The sequence below is a fragment of the Arcicella rosea genome, assembly GCF_040543805.1.
In the GTDB taxonomy this organism is placed as follows: Bacteria; Bacteroidota; Bacteroidia; order Cytophagales; family Spirosomataceae; genus Arcicella; species Arcicella rosea.
This window is the reverse complement of record NZ_JBEUMS010000011.1, coordinates 45,341-64,153: the sequence shown is the minus strand read 5'-3', so window position 1 is coordinate 64,153 and position 18,813 is coordinate 45,341. Positions and strand designations below refer to the sequence as shown.

Here is an 18,813-nt window from a genome sequence, read left to right as displayed (position 1 = left end):
TAAGATAAAATTTCGTTAAAATCGAAAAGGAAAATAACCAAGAACAAAAAGCTATGCGTTGGTCTCATAAAACAAAAGAAGAATTAATCATAGAAATTCGTCACCTCAAAAAAGAATTAAGAGTATTAGAAGTCAATGAACGAGCAGGCGAAATGCAACCTTCAATGGCATCTGAACTTGAAAAAGCGGTAGAAAACCTTAATTTGGTGGGAATGGTGTTGGAGGATAATGGGACGATTGTGTATTGTAATCCTTTTTCAATCAGAATGTTGGGCTACCAATTGGATGAATTGATTGGGAAAAACTTTTTTGACGTTTTAGTACCAAGTGAAGAAAAAGTACAACGAATTACTTCTTTTCAAGACGCTATGGAAAAAGGAGGCTTGTTCGACCAAAAGGAAAGAACAATGCTTGCCAAATCTGGACAATTAAAATATGTTGAATTAAATTCTACGATTTTCAATGATGCTGGCGAAGATATTCGATATTTAACCATCATTGGTGAAGACGTAACTGAGCGCAGAAAAGTAGCAGAAGCATTGGCACGTTCAAATGCGCAATTGCAGGATTTAATTACCAATACAACCGACTTAATTCAAATCACAAGTATTTCTGGAAGGTTTTTGTACGTCAATAAATCATGGTTAGAAACTATGGGTTATGAGTCGAACGAATTAGCTTCTTTGCGTTTGAAAGATATTCTTCATCCAGATTTTGCCAATGATGCCCTTCAAAAATTTGAGAAAGTAAAAAGCGGAGCGAATATGCCCGATTTTGAGGTCGTTTTTAGAAGAAAAGACGGTCGCCGACTTTACTTGGCAGGCTCTGTAAACTGTCGATTTGAAAAAGATGTTCCAACAGCTTTTCGTTGTATTTTTCATAACTCAACTGCAAAAGTAAGAGCTGAACGTGCTTCTAAATTATATTCAAGTATTGCTCAAGCAACGATTCGTTCTACCAATTTGGATGATTTATATGTAAACATTCATAAAGAATTGGGCGAAGTAATTGATGTTAAAAACTTCTTTATTGCTCAGTACGACTCAGCAAAATCTTTCCTGTACTTCCCATATTATGTTGATGAGTATTTTGATAATAGAGTACATTTTACCAAAAGAAAATTAGGAAATGGACTGACAGAATACGCCATTGCAGCCAACAGGCCATTGATTTTGCGAGATGAAGATATTTTTAAATTGGCGGAAGACAAAACGATTTATCTCTATGGGGTAGTACCCAAAGTAATGATTTGCGTGCCTTTGCGTATTGGCAATAAAGTAACGGGAATCATCGGTTTAAAATCGTATGAACGCCAGAATAAGTATGAGCAACGAGATTTAGAATTATTGGACTTTATTTCTGGACAAGTAGCCTTAGCAATTGCTAGAAAGCAAGCTGAAGATGTATTGGCCAGAGAAACGGCTCGTTTAAATGCCATCATCGAAGGTAGTTCGCACTTAATGTGGTCGGTAAATCGAAAAATGTTATTGACTTCTTTCAATAAAGAGTATTCTCAATTAATTGAAAGACAATTAGCAGTGAAACCACAATTGATGTTAAGTACTGAAAAAGTAGGTTTTAGAATGGTTTCGTCGGCTGATAGGAGAGTACTTGAAGAAAAGTATAAATCTGCTTTCAGAGGGGAGCAACAGCATTTTGAAGTAAAATTAGATTCGGACGATGGCAATCCGAATTGGATAGAAATTTATCTGAACCCGATATTTCTAAACAATGGAATGATTGAAGAAGTATCTGGCATTGGTCGTGATATTACAGATTTAAAGAAGTATCAGCAAGATATTGTAAAAGCCAAAGATGAAGCAGAACGTTCGTTGAAAGTAAAAGAAAGATTTTTGGCGAATATGAGTCACGAAATCAGAACACCGATGAACGGAGTAATCGGGATGATTGATTTATTGAACGATACCGTTTTGGATATTGAGCAAAAAGATTATGTTCAAACCATTAAGAAATCATCGGAAACACTTCTGCACATTCTGAACGATATTTTAGATTTAGCGAAAATCGAAGCGGGAAAAATGGCTTTACATGAAGCCCCACTTGTTTTCAAAGATGTTTTTGATAGATTACAAGCACTTTTCTCACAAATTGCGGCGAACAAAGGCAATAGAATTATTTGTGAATTTGGCGAGAATTTACCTGAATTTGTCATTGCTGACGAAACTCGTTTGCTACAAATTCTTTCAAATCTTACTTCAAATGCTTTGAAATTTACTGAGAATGGAACGGTAGAAATTAATGTAAATTTGGTAGAGAAAAGAGGGAAATTCAATAGAATTAAAGTTGAAATTAAGGATTCTGGCATCGGAATTACCGAAGAAAATTTAAAAATGCTCTTCAATGCTTTCCAGCAAGTAGATAATTCAACAAAGAAATCATTCGGAGGAACAGGTTTAGGTTTAGCAATTTCAAAAGAGCTTTGTCGCTTAATGAAAGGCGAAATTGGTGTGCATTCTGATTGGGGCAAAGGCTCTACTTTTTGGTTTATCATCGAAATCAAGCAAACGGATATTAGCCCAATGATGGCTAAAAAGGATGAAGTAGCATTCCAAGTACTTGGTCATTTTAGTGATATTACGCCATACATTTTGTTGGTTGATGATAATGCGACCAACCGAAAAGTAGCGAGTGAAATCATGAGAAAAGCAGGTTGCGAAGTAATTACAGCCGATTCTGGTAAAAAAGCAATTGCTTTGGTTGAAACTTCCTTGCTTGAAAAACCATTTGATGTAATCTTCATGGATATTCAAATGCCAGAAATGGATGGCGTAGAAACGACTCATAATTTAAGAGCAATTTCTGATAATTTACCGCCAATCATCGCCATGACTGCTTATGCCATGCGTGAAGACCGTGACCGTTTTATGGCAAATGGCATGAACGATTATGTTCCAAAACCAATCAGAGCCGAAATTTTGGTTAGAAAAGTACGAGAATGGATTGAAAGAGGAAGTACTCATAAAAAGAATGTAGCAAAAACAATTGCCAAAACAGAAGTCTCTAAAGCTGAAAGTACGCCTGTAATTGTTGAAAAACCGAAGGAAAAAGTGAATACTCCAACGCTTATTTCTTTAGATGCGTTTCCTGTGCTTGATCATGAAACCATTAAACAATTGGCAAGTAGTGTTGGTGGTGATATGAGTTTTGTAAGTTCAATTCTTGAAGGATTTGAAGAAGAAGCCACCGAACAAATTCAATTGGCTATCGAAGGTTTCCATGCAAGTAATTGTAAACAAGTACAAAGTGAATTACATACCTTGAAAGGAAATTCTGGAACTTTAGGAGCTGCCCGTTTGCACGAAATCACAAGAATTATTGAAGAAAAAGCCAAGCATTGCGATTTTACTTTCTTTGAAAAAGAAATTGTGATTTTACAGGAAGAATTTGAAGCGTTTAAAATTGCCTATAAAAAGCTGTAAAAAAAAGGGTACAATGCCTCAAGCAATGTACCCTTTTTTTTAGTTTTTTAAAATAATAAAACCTTAAAAATATTAAGATTTTAAAGTTGCTAATTGTTTGATTGATGATTAGATCGAATGAACGACTTAGTGGTAATTCAAAAAAGTATGCAAAAATAAATTATTTTTTGATATTTTTAAATTTTTTAAAATATCAAAAAAACTTTGGAGCTCTAAAAGCTTGTCTTTTAATTATTTAATAAAATAAATGTGTTTTTTGCCATTAACCATGATAGAATTTATAGAGATAAGCATTAAATTAAGCGTTTCTGAATATTAAAAACTATCAATCTTTACTTTATTCAATACAATAAATTATGCGTATTACTACTAGAATTCAGCTGATGTTCATGATGTTCCTAATGTTTAGCACATGGGGAGCTTGGTACGGTCAAATGGGTAAATATCTTTTTACTGCTTTACACGCAAATGGCGACCAAATAGGAAGCGCCTATGCTACTTTTTCAATTGCCTCTATTTTTGCTCCTTTTTTTGTAGGATTAATCGCAGACCGCTACTTTTCAGCTCAGAAAGTAATGGGTGTTTTGAATTTATTAGGTGCGGTAATTTTATATTTTCTGATTCAAACAAAAGACCCTGATACTTTCTTTTGGTACATTTTGGCTTATACTTTGACTTTCGCTCCGAATTTGGCATTGTCAAGTTCAATCGCCATGAATCAAATGAAAGACCCAGGTACTGAATTTCCTCCAATTCGTGTGTTAGGAACTGTTGCCTGGATTGTAGTAACCAATATTATTGGAGCTTACGGATTTGGCGATAAAGTAACGATTTTCCAAATCGCAATGTTCACTTCGATTGCTTGGGGAATTTATGCTTTCACTTTGCCAAATACGCCACCGAAAGCTACTGGAACAGCTTCTGTTTCTCAGATTTTAGGGACAGACTCTTTTGTACTTTTTAAAGACCGTTCTTTCTCAATTTTCTTTGTTTCTTCTGTATTGGTATGTATTCCTTTGGCTTTTTATTATGCTCATGCTAATTTATCGTTGACGGAATCACACATGACAAATGTTGAAAACAAGATGTCATTAGGGCAAGTTTCAGAAGTATTATTTATGCTTTTGATTCCTTTTGCTTTGCAAAAATTTGGAATTAAGAAAATGCTGATTGTTGGTTTGGTAGCTTGGATTATTAGATTTGTGTGCTTTGGTTATGGCGATGGAATTTCATCAGAATGGATGTTGTATTTAGCGATTGTCCTTCACGGTGTTTGTTATGACTTTTTCTTTGTTACGGGTCAAATTTATACTGATAATAAAGCAGGGGAGAAGATTAAGAATTCAGCACAAGGTTTAATTACTTTAGCTACTTATGGTATTGGAATGGGGATTGGCTCTATTCTTTCTGGAAAAGTATTGTCGAATTATACAAATGGAGAAGTACATGATTGGACTTCCGTATGGATGGTTCCAGCAGGTATTGCAGCTGTAGTACTGGTATTATTTGTTATTTTCTTCCACGATAAAAAACAGACAAACTAGTAAATAAGCTCAAATTTTTGTTAGATAATTATTTGTAAAGCGCTTATTTTAAGAACTTTGTCATTGATATTCTTCATTAAAAAATATTCTATTCTTTTGTGAATATTTGAACAGTAAAGAATAGGTAATTTGATAAACAAATTCTTTAAATAAGCGTTTTACAATATATTTATAAGAAATAAAATGCCGATTTTGCTGTTGTCGAAATTAACATAGATTTCATGTTTCAGGATTTTTTTGCTCTTTTTTGATGAGTATTTTAATGTTTTTTGGATAAGCTCGCTAAACTATAATTCAAAAGAAGGAAGTTTATGAGTATTATCTATCAGTTTACTTCCTTTTTGGAAGTAATAATTCGGGACTAAAGTGGTAATTATTTACTTCCAATTATTTGATAAATACCCTTTGCAAGCTTTTATCCTGCTTTTAAGTAATTCGGATGTTTTTTTTAGAGCATTTAGTAGCATATATTTTCAAAGCATTTATATTTGTACCCTACAAATTTTGTTAGACATAATTTGTTAATCATTGAATCGATAGATATAGTTTTATAATAGAAATGTGAAAAACTAAAACTATAAGAGTATAACTCAGTATTTAACACAAGTAAAATATCCTAAAATAAGTCAACTTAAAGATAAATACTAATACTTTTTGAGCATTAGATTATTTACCCCCAGAGAAATGAAAAGAATTGAAGACAGAGTAAGAGTACTGATTGTAGAAAGAGGAATGACATTGCTACAATTGGCAACCCAATCAAAAATCACAGAGGCTACTTTACATGCGATTTTGAATAGAAATGATGCAAAGTATTCTCAACTAATGAGAATGGCGCAAACTTTGAATGTTAAGGTTGCTTATCTGACTGGAGAAACAGACTTGCCTTCAATGTCTGTAGTTCATGAATCTGAAGCTGGCTATGTTGCCCTAAAAGCTGATGATGTAATCGCTATGCAAAAACAAATTATAGAACTACAAAGCAAATTGCTTACAATTAATACTCCAAAGGATTAACTGTAAAGCGAATGCCTTACTGAAATTAATAATCAGGATATTGTGATTAATATTCTGATTATTAATTACTTATCTATTAAACTTGTCTTTCAAACGTAAGAGTGGAGATTCTATAAAACGGAATGAGAACTCACAAACTAACACCGTTAAACCAATAACCAACGTGTATAGGAGGACGTTAAAAACAGGAAGACTAAGTTTATCTCCAATAAAGTAATGTATTGCATTAATACAAAAAACTATCACTGCTGAGTGATATATATAAATCCCGTATGAAATCTTCCCTAAATAATGAATAATCGGTTTTTCAAGGTTTAAAATTGTATTTGGGTTTGCTGCTACATTGATAATGAAGTAGCAAAAGAAAATACCATGAAATTCAAGGTTGAAGCCAGGAATGTAAACATCTGAGCCTATTATCAAAAGTGTAATTGTGTAAACGATAGCCTGAGTACTTTTCTTAAAAAGAAACGATAAAATTCTTTCTTGTTTGCTGAAAACTAAATATGCTCCAATACCGCCAATTACCATTGTTAAAATCCTGAATTGACTAAAAAATAAGGCTAAATTTTCATAAATTTTCTCTTTTGTGTCTACTGGCAAATCACTTATTTTCAAGAAATAGAAAGAAGTACTTCCCACAATAATTACAAATACTGCAACAACAATTAAGAATGATTTAACAGGATTTTTTCGTTTGATAATCCAAGGCCAAATAGCATAAAATTGTTCCTCAATGCCTATAGACCAAGTTTGTGCACATAAATAAGGCGCTCTGAAAAAAACGTATCCAAAATTTGGTAGAAAAAGTAAAAAGAAAGGAAGGCGTTTGTAAAAATTAGCATCGTAATAGAAATCATCACGAAGTGGACCATTGAAAAAGGGAATTTCAGGAAAAACAAAAAAGGCAAGCAGCACGATGATGTAGTATAAAGGCCAAATTCTAAGAATCCTCCTGACGTAAAAATTCTTCGTTGAAATATCACCTCTTCTAGTTTTTTCGCTTAATAATAAATAGGTAATCAGAAAACCACTCAATACAAAAAATAAGCCTACGCCCAATTTTCCCATGTTTTTAATGATGTAAAAGCCATAGAAATGTTCTAAGCCCATCATATATCTAATTTGTTCGGTGTGATGAATGAGTACTGAAAATGCGGCAATAAAACGAACGCCATTCAAATTAGGAAAATAAACAGGTTGATGAGAATTTTGCATTATTTGGGTTATTAATTAATGGGTTTTCAAGATTCATGCTTTCGATGATGTTTAGCATTTATCTGACAATTTTATAGATAAACCATGTTTCGTTATGATTATGTGATGGATTCAACACATAAGCAATGTTATCTATAAAGCTTGGTTCAATGTTGGTATCGTATTGTAATTTTGGAAATATTTTTTTCATCATTGCTAGCCTTGCTTCCAAATCTGCCGAACCTACAATGATTAAATAATTTGGATATACTTTTTTGCCTGATTTTAGTTCATTAGGTAATGCTGCGAGTTTTTCAGGACTATCAATATCATAATAATCTAATCGTTTATCTAAATAGAAAATAGCCACTGGCTGAGATGCTTGAAAGTTTTGAATAACAAAGTTTTGTAAATCACCTTTTTCTCTAAAATAATTCATACTTTCTACTCTCGAACGCTTCGTGTAAGTTACTGAAAGAATACAAAGCAAAATTGTATTCAATACAATAAACCAATAAACTAATACTTTGGTGGTGGTTCTGAACCACGTTTTATTTTGTAAACTCTCGTAAATATCACGGAAACCAATTACTCCTAAAATTAAAAAGAAAGGAATAAAAGGTAGGATAAATCTTTCTTGCTTGTTAGGATAATATGAATGAAAGGCAAAGAAAAACAAGGAAGCTAAGAATAACATTCGTCTATTTCCTGCTTGTGTAGCTGTTTTAAAATAACCTGCAAAAAATAGGAGTGACGATAAACCTAAACTCAAACCAGCCATTGTACCAATATATCTATGCCAAGGCCCGTTCGGATAAATTTCTATATTTTTAGCATCAGCATTGAAGGTAAAATAGGCTTTGATAGACGCAATCGGATTTCCCCAGTAGATATAATCGAAAACTCCCTGTGTAAGCAAGTAAAAACCAATACAACCGAAACCAAATAAAATGGCTTTTTGCCAATTTGTTTTGCTTAATAGCCAAGTTAAACCTACAGTAAAAGGAATAAAAACGATTTGGTACCGAAATACAAAAGCGATGACAAACCAAAAAGCTGATAGAAGAACAGATTTGTTGTTAAGTTTTTGATTTACTGCGTAATAACAACCCATTAAAAGTGGTGGAATGCAAACAAATTCTCTTAAATTTCGAACCGACATAAACGGGAAAACCCAAAATACAGCCAATAGTAATCCGACAATTTTTGCATCGTTTTTATGATTACTTAATCGTTCTGTCAGTTTATAACCGTAATAAATACTAAGAAGTGAAAATAAACTATTGACAATTCTTGCCAACAACATTTTGGTTTCTGGGTTGGTTGTGCCAAACCATTCACAAATTCCAAAAATTAAGTAATGAATATAAGGATAGATTAAGCTGAAAAGATAGGCTTCGCCATTCACTAAAAAGTCTTGTGTAAAGGGCGAATCAACTTTATCAAGTAAGTTTTGGGCAAGTACAACTACTTCGTAGTGGTCGTCAGTGAAAGCATAACCTTTTGAAAAAATGATTGATAATACTCTAAAAAAAAGACCAATCAATAATATTTTTCTGAGATTTAAAGACTCTAAGTATTGTTGCATAATGTAATTGCCTAAAAATGTTTTGCAAAATTAGACATTTTACGGGCAAAAATGAAACTAGATTAAGCATCTAATAAGATTCTGAAAGTAGTTCCTTTATTTAATTCAGATTGTTTTACGAATAGTTTTCCATCATGGTAATTTTCAATGATACGTTTGGCAAGCGTTAAACCTAAGCCCCAACCTCTTTTTTTTGTACTAAAACCTGGATCGAATACTTTGCTAAGATTTTGTTTAGAAATTCCTTTTCCACTGTCTTTAATGTCGATGGCAATTTTATTGTTTTTGGTTTCGCTCAACGTAATTTTTAATGAACCCACACCACCCATTGCATCCACTGCATTTTTACAAATATTTTCAATAACCCATTCAAATAAGTAACGATTGACGTTGACCGTATTACGCTGATTGAGTTGATTATCAAGCGAAAAGACAACTTTTGTCGAAATCCTTTTTTGTAAATACGACATAAATGTTTCGATGGTTTCAATGATATTTTCAGGTTTCAATACTGGAATTGAGCCAATGTTTGAGAAACGAGTCGTGATAATATCAAGTCGGGTAACGTCTTTTTCTAATTCTTTTACAATTTCTTGGTCATAAGTAGGGTCATTTTTGAAATATTCGACCCAAGCGGTAAGCGACGAAAGTGGAGTGCCTAATTGATGTGCCGTTTCTTTTGCCAAACCCACCCAAACCTGATTTTGTTCTGAACGTCTCGACGCATCAAAAAATAAATAAGCCGCCAAACCAAAAACCAATACTACAGCCAATTGAAAAAGCGGATAATAACGAAGTAAATCTAGCAAGCGTGAATTTCCAAAATAAATATATTCTTTATGGAGTGTCATATCAAGCTCAATCGGCGGATTATCGTCCCTGATGATTTCTTGTAGTTCTTTTTGTAGAAAAGCCTGTTTTTCATCCGAATTCAATCCTTCTGGCATTTCAATATTTTTTGCAGTTAAATAGCCAGTTCCATCTTTGTGAATAATAGGAATCGTATTGTTTTCATTCGATTTTTTGATTTTTTCAAAGAAGAAGTTTACATCTTGATTTGGGTCGCTGGTCATGGTATATTTCAACGACTCGGCATATAATTCAATTTGCTGTTTTTCACGTTCTTCTAGTTTTGAAACAATTTTATCGGTGAAGTACAAAGAAAATATACCCACAATTAAACAAAAGCCCAAAAAAGCTACTTTCCACCAAGTATTACGGCTATAAATATCTACAGATAAAATCATAAAAATGTCTTAAGCAAAGGATTTTAGCGTGAAATAATCAATTTTCCACTAGTTCTTAACGCCAAATCTACTGCTTTATTTTTTAAAATTAAACGATAAAAATAGGTTCCAGAAGGCAAGTAATTGCTTGTGAAATCTTTGCCTTCCCAAATGATTTCGTTTACTCCAATTTTTATGGAATTATCAGGTCTTACCAAGGATACTTGTTTACCTTGAAGGTCGAAAATTTCAATATAAAATTCATCAGGAATACTTTCTCTAGATAATACCAAGACAAACTTCGTAAAAAACTGAAATGGGTTAGGAAATACTTTGAAAGCCATTAAAGTATCATTTGGAAGGATTCTAAATGAAATTTGATAAGGACGATTGCCAGCAAAATTCCCTGTTACATCTTGTGCTTGAACGGAAATAGTCAAAGTGTCTTTGGGTAAATCTTGTGGAAAATATTCAATTAAGAAAGTATTAGTCAAACTATCTATTCGCCAAGTAATATCATTTTGACTGAAATAAACTCTTTTGAATGCACAAGTTGGACAGTATTTTATCTTTAAATCTATGCCATTTGTATCTTTTTTAATGCGAAAAATATTTTCGTCTTTCAATCCAATTTTGATGAAAGGTTTAGAAGAAACAACTTCATATTGTTGAATTTGCCGACCGTCGAAAGTAACGGATAAAATGGGATTTATTTCGTCAGAAATTACTTTAAAAGTATAATAAATGGAATTGTTTTGATAAGATTTTTCTGGTAAAATTTCTGGATTAAAAGTAAGACTAAATATATTTTCTCCTAACCAGCCCACAGTTTGAATCGGCAAATTTACCCTGACTGAATCTTGACTTTTTAGCGCTTTTACTTTAAAGCTTTTAATCTCTTTTTTATTCGAAAATGCGTTTGTCATTACTTGTTTGACGCTAATTGAGTCGCTGAAATCTTTATTTGAAATGTTTTTGAAAGTAGCCTGAATCTTAAAATTTTCATATTCCTGTTTGTCGGTGAGTTTGTTGTTCTCTACTTCTGAAAGAATTCCTTCAGGAAGGCTTTGATAATGCACAATTAGTGATTTTAATTGTGGTGATTTTTCCGAGAAATCAGTGTTTTTCAAATGAATAATGATTTTTAAGAAGGGGAATTCTTTAGCATTAATATTACTGATATTGAAGGTTTTTTGCTGAATATTTTCGGCTAAAATGCGCTCTTCTCCTTTTAGATTTACTCCTAAAATATTATAAGAAAATGTTTGTTGCTCATTTTTTTCAACATCAATCAAAACTTCGTCCCATTTTGAAGCAACACCAATAAGTGGAGAAGTAATTTTTCCTGTATCAAAATTATCCTTGATGGTATAATTCTCTAAGTTTAAAATCTGTGTGTCGCCACGCTTATTAACATCAGGAAATAGTTCTAATAAAGCCTTTTTTGCTCCTTTTCTACCGATAACTAGAAAAGGAGAACCTTTTGTTAAACGCTTAATTTTATTGGTATCAACCCCAATTTCAATAAAATTTTTCCTGAATTCATTCGTCCAATTTTGGTATTCTAAATGTCCTGAATTCCAAAGTATTACATAATTTCCAGACTCGGTAGCCGTGAAATAATCTTTTAAATCAGTAGAATATTCTTCTGTTGAAAGATAATTGACGGCATAAGGAGCATAGCCACAAACCAAACTTGGAATGACGGCGTAGGGTCGCAAAGCTCGGTTGAAAGCCACAGCATTAAGGTTAAACCAAGGATAACAAACGCCATCGCTAATCAAAATTTTATCATTCAATATGACTGAATTTGCTCTGTGAGAACGTGGAACTCCGCTATTTGTTCCATAGATTTTAGCTGATAAAGTAATAGAAGAAGTATGAAATTCCCATTGTGTATTTTCCAAATAAATACGTTCATCAGTTACTGATTTTGATAATTGTGGAAAGCTAAATTGAGCAAAACCTTCTGAGCTATTTTTTAGAAAAAGAAAAGAATTTTCTATCCAAGTATTACCTTCTGTTTTCACTCGCCAATAATATACAGTACTGTCTTTTTCTAAGATGTTATGTTTGAAAGATAAGAAATTTTGATAAGGTAAAATGATACTTTTTTTATAGGCAGAAAGAAATAAATGATTCGTGTCTATTTCAAAAATGATATTTGGATTATCTGCCTTAAAAGGTAATTGTAATTGAAAATCAATGATTTGTTGGTTGGTAATGCTAAAGTTTTGAGGATGTAAAATGCTAATAGTTTGCGCTGAAAAATTGTACTCTAGTACGGAAGTGTTATTGTTTTCTTGGAGTTCTGAAATATGATTATTGTAATCTACTATTACTTCAAAACGATTGGTTCCAACACTTGGAAATTTGTCGTTTGGGATTTTAAAATAGACAGTATCTTGATAAGAAATTTCTTTCAAAAACGTATTTTCAAAAAGTACTGTTTTCCCATTTGGAAATGTTCTTTTTACTTGAATGTTCAAAGGGTTTCTGTAAACTCTACCTAAATTTTTAATGACAATTCCGATGCTTAAAGAGTCTGAAAGTATAGCTGAGTTTTCTTCCTGATTAGGCAATAAAATTGCAGTATTATCAATAGCAAAATCGGGTTTACTTGCAGGGAAAAGTACGATAGCAGGGTCACCTTGTAAAGTGAATTGCTGTGCATTCGCCAGTTCAAAAGCTGAGTTTGGAAATCTTTTCAAATAACGATTGATGCTGGTTTGCATAATTGTTCCAAAGGCTTTGTCAATATAAATACTGTCTTGAAAAAGGGTTTGAAATAACTCGTCGGAATATGATTTTAAGCTAAAAGAATAACTCAAATAACTATGAGCCAAAAACAAAATTGCGCCCCGTTTGGGCGTGTTTATCCAATCTGTTCCAAAAGAATTTTGTGAGGCAAATAAATCGCCAGCATTGCAACCATTCACCAAAATAAAAGGATATTTTCCTTGATTTTTGTAGCCAAATAAATCATTAGAAACATAACCAATATCCATATCAGTTTGCTGTGAAGCCGAATGTCCAAACATCGTAATCATTCCCACACCTTGATTTACTTGTTCGGTAACGTTGATGAATTCAGTTGGATTGTCAGTCTTTTTGGCAAGTAATTGTACTTGCTGTCCGAGAAGTCCGTTCTCACTAATTTCCTTCAATTCAGTTACATAATCTTTAAACGTGTTTAGTTCAAAAACACTCCTTCCACCAGACATCATTAAGGATTTTTTTCGCCAAAGTTCATTCATTGCTTGAGCTTCATGTTCTTTTACTTTCTCTAAATAATCTAAAACTGTTTGCGGATTATTAGTAGCTAAACGTCCGACTGGAATGTTTAATTGGTCATCGTTGAGATTCATCCCAAAGGGAATATCTCCACAAGGAAAACCCCAAGTTGGCACTAAATCTAATTGGTAGTCTAATGAATTTTTCCGTGCTTTTTGTGGATAAGTAGCAGTGCCAATGATAAAACAGAATTGTGATTTTTCCGTGTTTTTCATAAAAGCTAAAAACCGCTGAATTACCAATGGGTTTTTATCGCCATAAGTAAAATAATTATATAAAAAATCTGTCGTTACGCACAAAGTATCGTGTTTTCCACCTTTTTCAGAAGCTCTATAATTAGCATATTTTTGAGCTGATTGAAGTAATTTTTGATGTGTAATAATTAAGAAATCGGCTTTTCTTTTTGGCAACTCTTTAAAGAATATTTGTTCAATTGCATCAGGTTTTTTGATTTGATTACTTACCAAAATGTGTTGCCCATTGGTTTGAAAGATAAGAGTAGAATCGCTTTGCTGAAAATCAATTTTAATTGGATGAAATTTATTGGAAATGTCATAGACAAAAGCGTTTTTGGGAGGATTTTGAACAATAACCAAACGCTCTGTTGATTTGTTTGTCGGAAAATGAAAAACCTTTTCATTCAAGCCTTTCATTTGGAAATCTTGTGGATAAGTAATTTTTAGAAATGAGACTGAGTATTGGTCATTCAATTGGCTTGAAAGAATGGAAATTTGATTTTTATCTGCTTCAAAAGCTATTTCTTTTTTATAAAGTTGAGTAAAGTAATTTTCAAAAAATAAACTATCTACAAGCTTGTTATTAAGGCTGATTTGTAAATCATGTTGCCCTTCCGAACGCCCTGAAAAGAGTATTTCAATCTTTGGTTTGTAAGAACTATTTTTTATAAAATTTTTAAGTTGAATATCAAGATTATGTTTGGTATTTGGTTTCTGAATTTCGCCAGTCCAAGCTTTGCCAAAGCCATAATTACTATTCAAAATACCTGATGCAAGTGAAGCGCCAATTGGTTCTGGCTGACCTTCAGAAAAGGAAGAAGTAAATACTTGTAAATCTTCCTCTAAATGAAATTCTTCTGGTTTTAGATTTTTAAAAGGAGTTTTTTCTTGGATAGATATTCTTTTATTTTTCTGATTATCAATACGATAAGTAATAAAATAAGAAGCCGTATCTGAAAATAAACTATAATATGAATGTGGTTGAGCATTGCTAGGTTGATACAAAAGTGAATCTAAAGAGCCATCATTGTTTTCAGCGTAAAATGCTATGAAATCATTTGCTTGAAACACAGTAGAATTATTATGATGAACCGAAATAGCTACTTCTTTTCCATGCCTGAATATTTGTATTTTTTCAGGATTTACGTTCTCAGGAAAACCTGATTTCTGTAGTGCTTCAAAGCTAATTTGATGAATTCCTTTTTGGGTGATTTTGAGCTTAAAATATTGTTGCTGAGGATTAATCCATTCATTGCCAATTACTTGCGCAGAAATGTCTGAATGGAGAAGATGTAAAAGAAGTATCAAAAATATTAATACTGTCTTGTAGATTGTAGCTAATTTTCTCATATTTTTATCAGTAGAATTCTACCCTAAAATACTAAAAAATGACTTATCAATTAATCTCCTCTTATAATTTTTCTTTTGTTCCAACATCGGGATTCAATTTTACTCGATTTTTCTTTAACGAAGCAGAACATTTACGCCAACAGGGTGGGGAAGAAGTATATACTTTTTACTGGAAAAACCTTGATAGTCAATTGTTTATAGCTCGTTTTTCGGTCATTATTTTAGAGGAGAAAGGTTTTAGTCCTTTACGAGCAACTTTTGGTGGAATAGAATTCAGTGAAGAACTTTCAAATGAATCGCTTGCAACATTTATTCAGTTAGCTTTTTGTTCTTTGTCAAAACTTGAAAGTGTACAAATTACTTTTTGTCCAGAAAGTTATCTTAGCATGAATCAGCGAGAAGCAATTGATTTTTGTTTTGAGAAATTATCTTTCAAACATTGTATTGTTGACCAAAATTTTGAAATAGCGATAACTGATTTAAGTTTTTACGAAACCCTCAACTCTTCTCGGCATAAACAACTTTTGCGAAAAGCGGTGAAGAATACTTTTTCCTTTCGGCAAGAAAAAGAACCCGATTTAGCATTAATTCATGCTTTTATTACTCGGTCGAGAATGAGGAAAAATAGGAAAATGACGATTACTTTAGCGAATTTGAGGCGAAGTTTTGAGCTATTTTCAGACAATTTTCAAATTTTTTCGGTCATTGATGAACAAAAAATGATTGCTGTTGGAGTAACCGTTAAAATTACAGATGAAATACTTTACACTTTTTACTTGGCAGATGATGAAGAATATTTGAAATATAGCCCAACAATATATTTAATTTCAGGTATTTATGAATTTTGTCAGCGAAACAATTTTAAACTATTAGACCTCGGAATCGCTACTGAGAAAGGTATTTTAAACGAAGGATTAGCTCAATTTAAACAACGTTTAGGAGCTAAAAAGTCCCTCAAAAAAAGTTTTTTGTACAATTTTGAAAATAAATAAAAAATATTTGTGATTTGATGAGTCCTTTTTGTCAAAATTCTCGTATGTTCATTTTAAGAAGTAAAATTTTTGTCTTTAGCGGGCAAAAATTATTATTTTGGTGTGTTAGTGGCAGTATGGCGAGTCTCCTTGAGGTTCGCCATATTTTTTTTGCTTGTATTTATTAGCTTAAAAAGTGTCGTTTATTCGGTTTTCGTTACAAAATTTTGAGAAAATCATTTTTTCCAAAAGAAACTTCTTGATTGCTATATCTTTTCAAACATTCTGTGCTTCTTTAACTGTTTTAACAAAATCATGTATTATTTTAACAATTGAATTAACTTTGCAAAATATTCTCCAAAAAATTAATCTGCTTAGTCTTATTTGGAGAGATTAATCAAAATATTTGAATAAATCAGTTTAAAAAATATGCAAAATTTTTTGTCGGTCAAAGATGCCGTTGATGTGCAAGCACTTGTAAAAGAAGCTCTATTATATAAGAAAACTCCTTACGCAGATAAACACCTTGGTAGAAATCGCACAATGGGGCTTTTGTTTTTTAACTCAAGTCTTCGTACTCGTTTAAGTACACAACGTGCTGCGCAAAATTTGGGTTTGGAGCTTATGGTAATGAACGTCGGACAAGATAGTTGGGGTTTGGAATTTGAAGATGGTGCTATTATGGATGGCAACAAAGCTGAACACATCAAAGAAGCAGCACCAGTTATTGGGCAATATTGCGATATTGTTGGTATTCGTAGTTTCCCTGGTTTGACCGACCGTGAAGAAGATTATTCAGAAAAAGTAATTAGTCAATTTGTTAAAAATACTGGTCGTCCAATCGTAAGTTTGGAATCGGCTACTCGTCATCCGCTTCAGTCTTTAGCAGATTTAATCACTATTGAAGAATTAAAAACGAAGCCACGTCCTAAAGTAGTTCTTACTTGGGCACCACATGTAAAGGCATTGCCACAGGCAGTACCCAATTCGTTTGCAGAATGGATGAATGCGGCAGATGTTGATTTCGTCATTACTCATCCAGAAGGTTATGAATTAGCACCTGAATTTGTAGGAAATGCAAAAGTGACGCATAATCAAGAAGAAGCATTTAAAGATGCCGACTTTATCTATGCAAAAAACTGGTCTTCATATACTCAGTACGGACAAATATTGAACCAAGACCCATCATGGATGGTGACGATGGAAAAAATGAAATTGACTAATAATGCTAAATTTATGCACTGTTTGCCAGTTCGTAGAAATATTGTTGTAGAAGATGCCGTATTGGATTCTCCAAATTCAGTAGTTGTTCAGCAAGCTGGAAACAGAGTATGGTCTGCACAAGTAGTTATGAAACAGATTTTGCTCAGTATCATCAAAGAAGAAAGTCCTTATTTATTTTAGCTTTTGTTGAGGAAACGTTTGAGGAATTCCGAAAGCGTTTCCTTTAAAATAATATGAAATTAACAGTTGTAAAAATCGGTGGGAACGTTATTGATAATCCTGCTTTTTGTAAACAATTTCTAAGAGATTTTTCAGATATTCCTTCACCCAAAATTCTAGTGCATGGCGGTGGGAAAATTGCTACACAAGTTGCTGAAAAATTGGGCATTGAAACGGTAATGGTAGAAGGTAGAAGAATCACCGATAAAGCAATGTTAGATGTTGTAACAATGGTTTATGGTGGTTTGGTAAATAAATCGTTAGTTGCTCAAATGCAACATTTCAGTGATAATGCAATTGGTTTGACGGGTGCAGATGCAGGAGTAATTTTATCGCAAAAACGTTTGGTTAAAACGGTTGATTATGGCTTTGTTGGCGATATTGAAAAAGTAAACGGTACTTTTATTGATAGTTTGTTACAACAAGGTATTGTACCTGTTTTTGCTCCGCTGACTTTCGATAAAGAAGGAAATATGCTCAATACCAATGCTGACACGCAAGCACAAGCTATTGCAGTAGCGATGACAGATGCTTACGAAGTAAACTTGGTATATTGTTTCGAGAAAAAAGGAGTATTATCAGATCCAGAAGATGATGATGCAGTGATTGCAGTTTTGAAACCTGAAGACTACGAAAAGTATAAAGCAGCAGGTGTTATCAATAAAGGAATGATTCCGAAATTAGATAATGCTTTTAAAGCATTGGCAGATGGAGTTTCGCAAGTAACGATATGTCATGCAAAAGAAGTAAAACTAGCGGTGAAAGACGGGGTGGCTGGAACAAAGATTATTAAATAAGCAATTCGACCTTTTCAAAGAGGTTAAATTGCTAAATAGCATTGTAAAGCCATTATTTAAAATTATTTTTACGAAAATAAAATCTAAGAATAATGAACGTTACATTTGAAGTAAATAGCCAAGCTGAATTGGAAAAACTATTTTTACTGTTCAAATCATTTCAATTTGTGAATGTAAAAGTCGTTTCATCTGAATTGAAAGGCAATACTTTGATTACAAAAGGAAATAAGTCTCTCAATCCGAAAGATTTATTTGGTATTTGGAAATCAAATCCACGGTCTTTAGAAGAGATTCGTAGTGAAGGATGGAAAAGAAATTGGGAATAAGGAATGGTACTTTGTGATACAAATATTTTCATAAGTGCTTTTAATGGTAGGCAAGATACCATTGATGAAATGGACAAAATTGGTTTTGAAAATATTGTGATTTCATCAATTACTTTGATGGAACTTTATCAAGGTATGAAGAACAAAACTGAACTTGTCCAAATGAAGAAAAAAATCAAATATTTTGATGTAATTGATATTGATGCTGAAACCTCTAAATTAGCTACAACTTTGATTGAAAAATTCAAATTAAGTCATGGTTTACAAATTCCTGATGCTATTATTGGTGCTACTTCTGTAATTCATCGTATTCCTCTTTTTACATATAATCTAAAAGATTTCAACTTCATTCCTAATTTGGACTTGTATGAAATCTAATGTTTT

The 18,813-nt window shown here is 32.7% G+C and carries 12 protein-coding genes; 8 read left to right on the top strand and 4 right to left on the bottom strand.

Features of this window, described 5'->3' with window-relative positions:
• Positions 1-53 precede the first annotated feature (53 nt).
• From ABID42_RS14910 to ABID42_RS14900, 3 genes are all read left to right on the top strand, one after another.
• Positions 54-3,440 carry a PAS domain S-box protein gene (locus tag ABID42_RS14910; protein ID WP_367284337.1) on the top strand — a complete coding sequence of 1,129 codons (3,387 nt, stop codon included), beginning with the start codon at positions 54-56 and terminating at the stop codon, positions 3,438-3,440.
• A 356-nt stretch (positions 3,441-3,796) separates the two neighbouring features.
• The gene (locus ABID42_RS14905) at positions 3,797-4,984 is read left to right on the top strand and encodes a nucleoside permease (protein ID WP_367284336.1); all 1,188 of its coding nucleotides are present in this window, start codon (positions 3,797-3,799) and stop codon (positions 4,982-4,984) included.
• Positions 4,985-5,668: 684 nt separating this feature from the next.
• Complete coding sequence (locus ABID42_RS14900; RefSeq protein ID WP_323255127.1) at positions 5,669-6,001, top strand: helix-turn-helix domain-containing protein; 333 nt, start codon at positions 5,669-5,671, stop codon at positions 5,999-6,001.
• Between the two features lie 69 nt (positions 6,002-6,070).
• On the opposite strand, the gene ABID42_RS14895 is transcribed toward ABID42_RS14900, so the two are convergent.
• From ABID42_RS14895 to porU2, 4 genes are all read right to left on the bottom strand, one after another.
• Positions 6,071-7,219 carry an acyltransferase family protein gene (locus ABID42_RS14895; protein WP_367284335.1) on the bottom strand — a complete coding sequence of 383 codons (1,149 nt, stop codon included), beginning with the start codon at positions 7,217-7,219 and terminating at the stop codon, positions 6,071-6,073.
• 58 nt (positions 7,220-7,277) lie between these two features.
• Complete coding sequence (locus ABID42_RS14890; protein ID WP_367284334.1) at positions 7,278-8,786, bottom strand: glycosyltransferase family protein; 1,509 nt, start codon at positions 8,784-8,786, stop codon at positions 7,278-7,280.
• Positions 8,787-8,848: 62 nt separating this feature from the next.
• On the bottom strand, positions 8,849-10,033 hold the full coding sequence (locus ABID42_RS14885) for a sensor histidine kinase (RefSeq protein ID WP_323255133.1): 1,185 nt from the start codon (positions 10,031-10,033) through the stop codon (positions 8,849-8,851).
• Positions 10,034-10,056: 23 nt separating this feature from the next.
• Positions 10,057-14,892 carry a putative type IX secretion system sortase PorU2 gene (porU2, locus tag ABID42_RS14880; protein ID WP_367284333.1) on the bottom strand — a complete coding sequence of 1,612 codons (4,836 nt, stop codon included), beginning with the start codon at positions 14,890-14,892 and terminating at the stop codon, positions 10,057-10,059.
• Between the two features lie 38 nt (positions 14,893-14,930).
• Here porU2 and ABID42_RS14875 point away from each other — a divergent pair, with 38 nt between their 5' ends.
• The 5 genes from ABID42_RS14875 to ABID42_RS14855 all read left to right on the top strand — a co-directional run bounded on the left by ABID42_RS14875 (position 14,931) and on the right by ABID42_RS14855 (position 18,807).
• Positions 14,931-15,884 carry a GNAT family protein gene (locus ABID42_RS14875; RefSeq protein ID WP_367284332.1) on the top strand — a complete coding sequence of 318 codons (954 nt, stop codon included), beginning with the start codon at positions 14,931-14,933 and terminating at the stop codon, positions 15,882-15,884.
• A 408-nt stretch (positions 15,885-16,292) separates the two neighbouring features.
• Positions 16,293-17,267, top strand: a complete 975-nt coding sequence (locus ABID42_RS14870) for an N-acetylornithine carbamoyltransferase (RefSeq protein ID WP_367284331.1) — start codon at positions 16,293-16,295, stop codon at positions 17,265-17,267.
• A 53-nt stretch (positions 17,268-17,320) separates the two neighbouring features.
• Positions 17,321-18,103, top strand: coding sequence for an acetylglutamate kinase (argB, locus tag ABID42_RS14865; RefSeq protein ID WP_367284330.1), 783 nt, complete (start codon positions 17,321-17,323; stop codon positions 18,101-18,103).
• Between the two features lie 92 nt (positions 18,104-18,195).
• On the top strand, positions 18,196-18,429 hold the full coding sequence (locus ABID42_RS14860) for a hypothetical protein (RefSeq protein ID WP_367284329.1): 234 nt from the start codon (positions 18,196-18,198) through the stop codon (positions 18,427-18,429).
• Positions 18,430-18,432: 3 nt separating this feature from the next.
• Complete coding sequence (locus ABID42_RS14855) at positions 18,433-18,807, top strand: type II toxin-antitoxin system VapC family toxin (protein WP_367284328.1); 375 nt, start codon at positions 18,433-18,435, stop codon at positions 18,805-18,807.
• Positions 18,808-18,813: the final 6 nt, after the last annotated feature.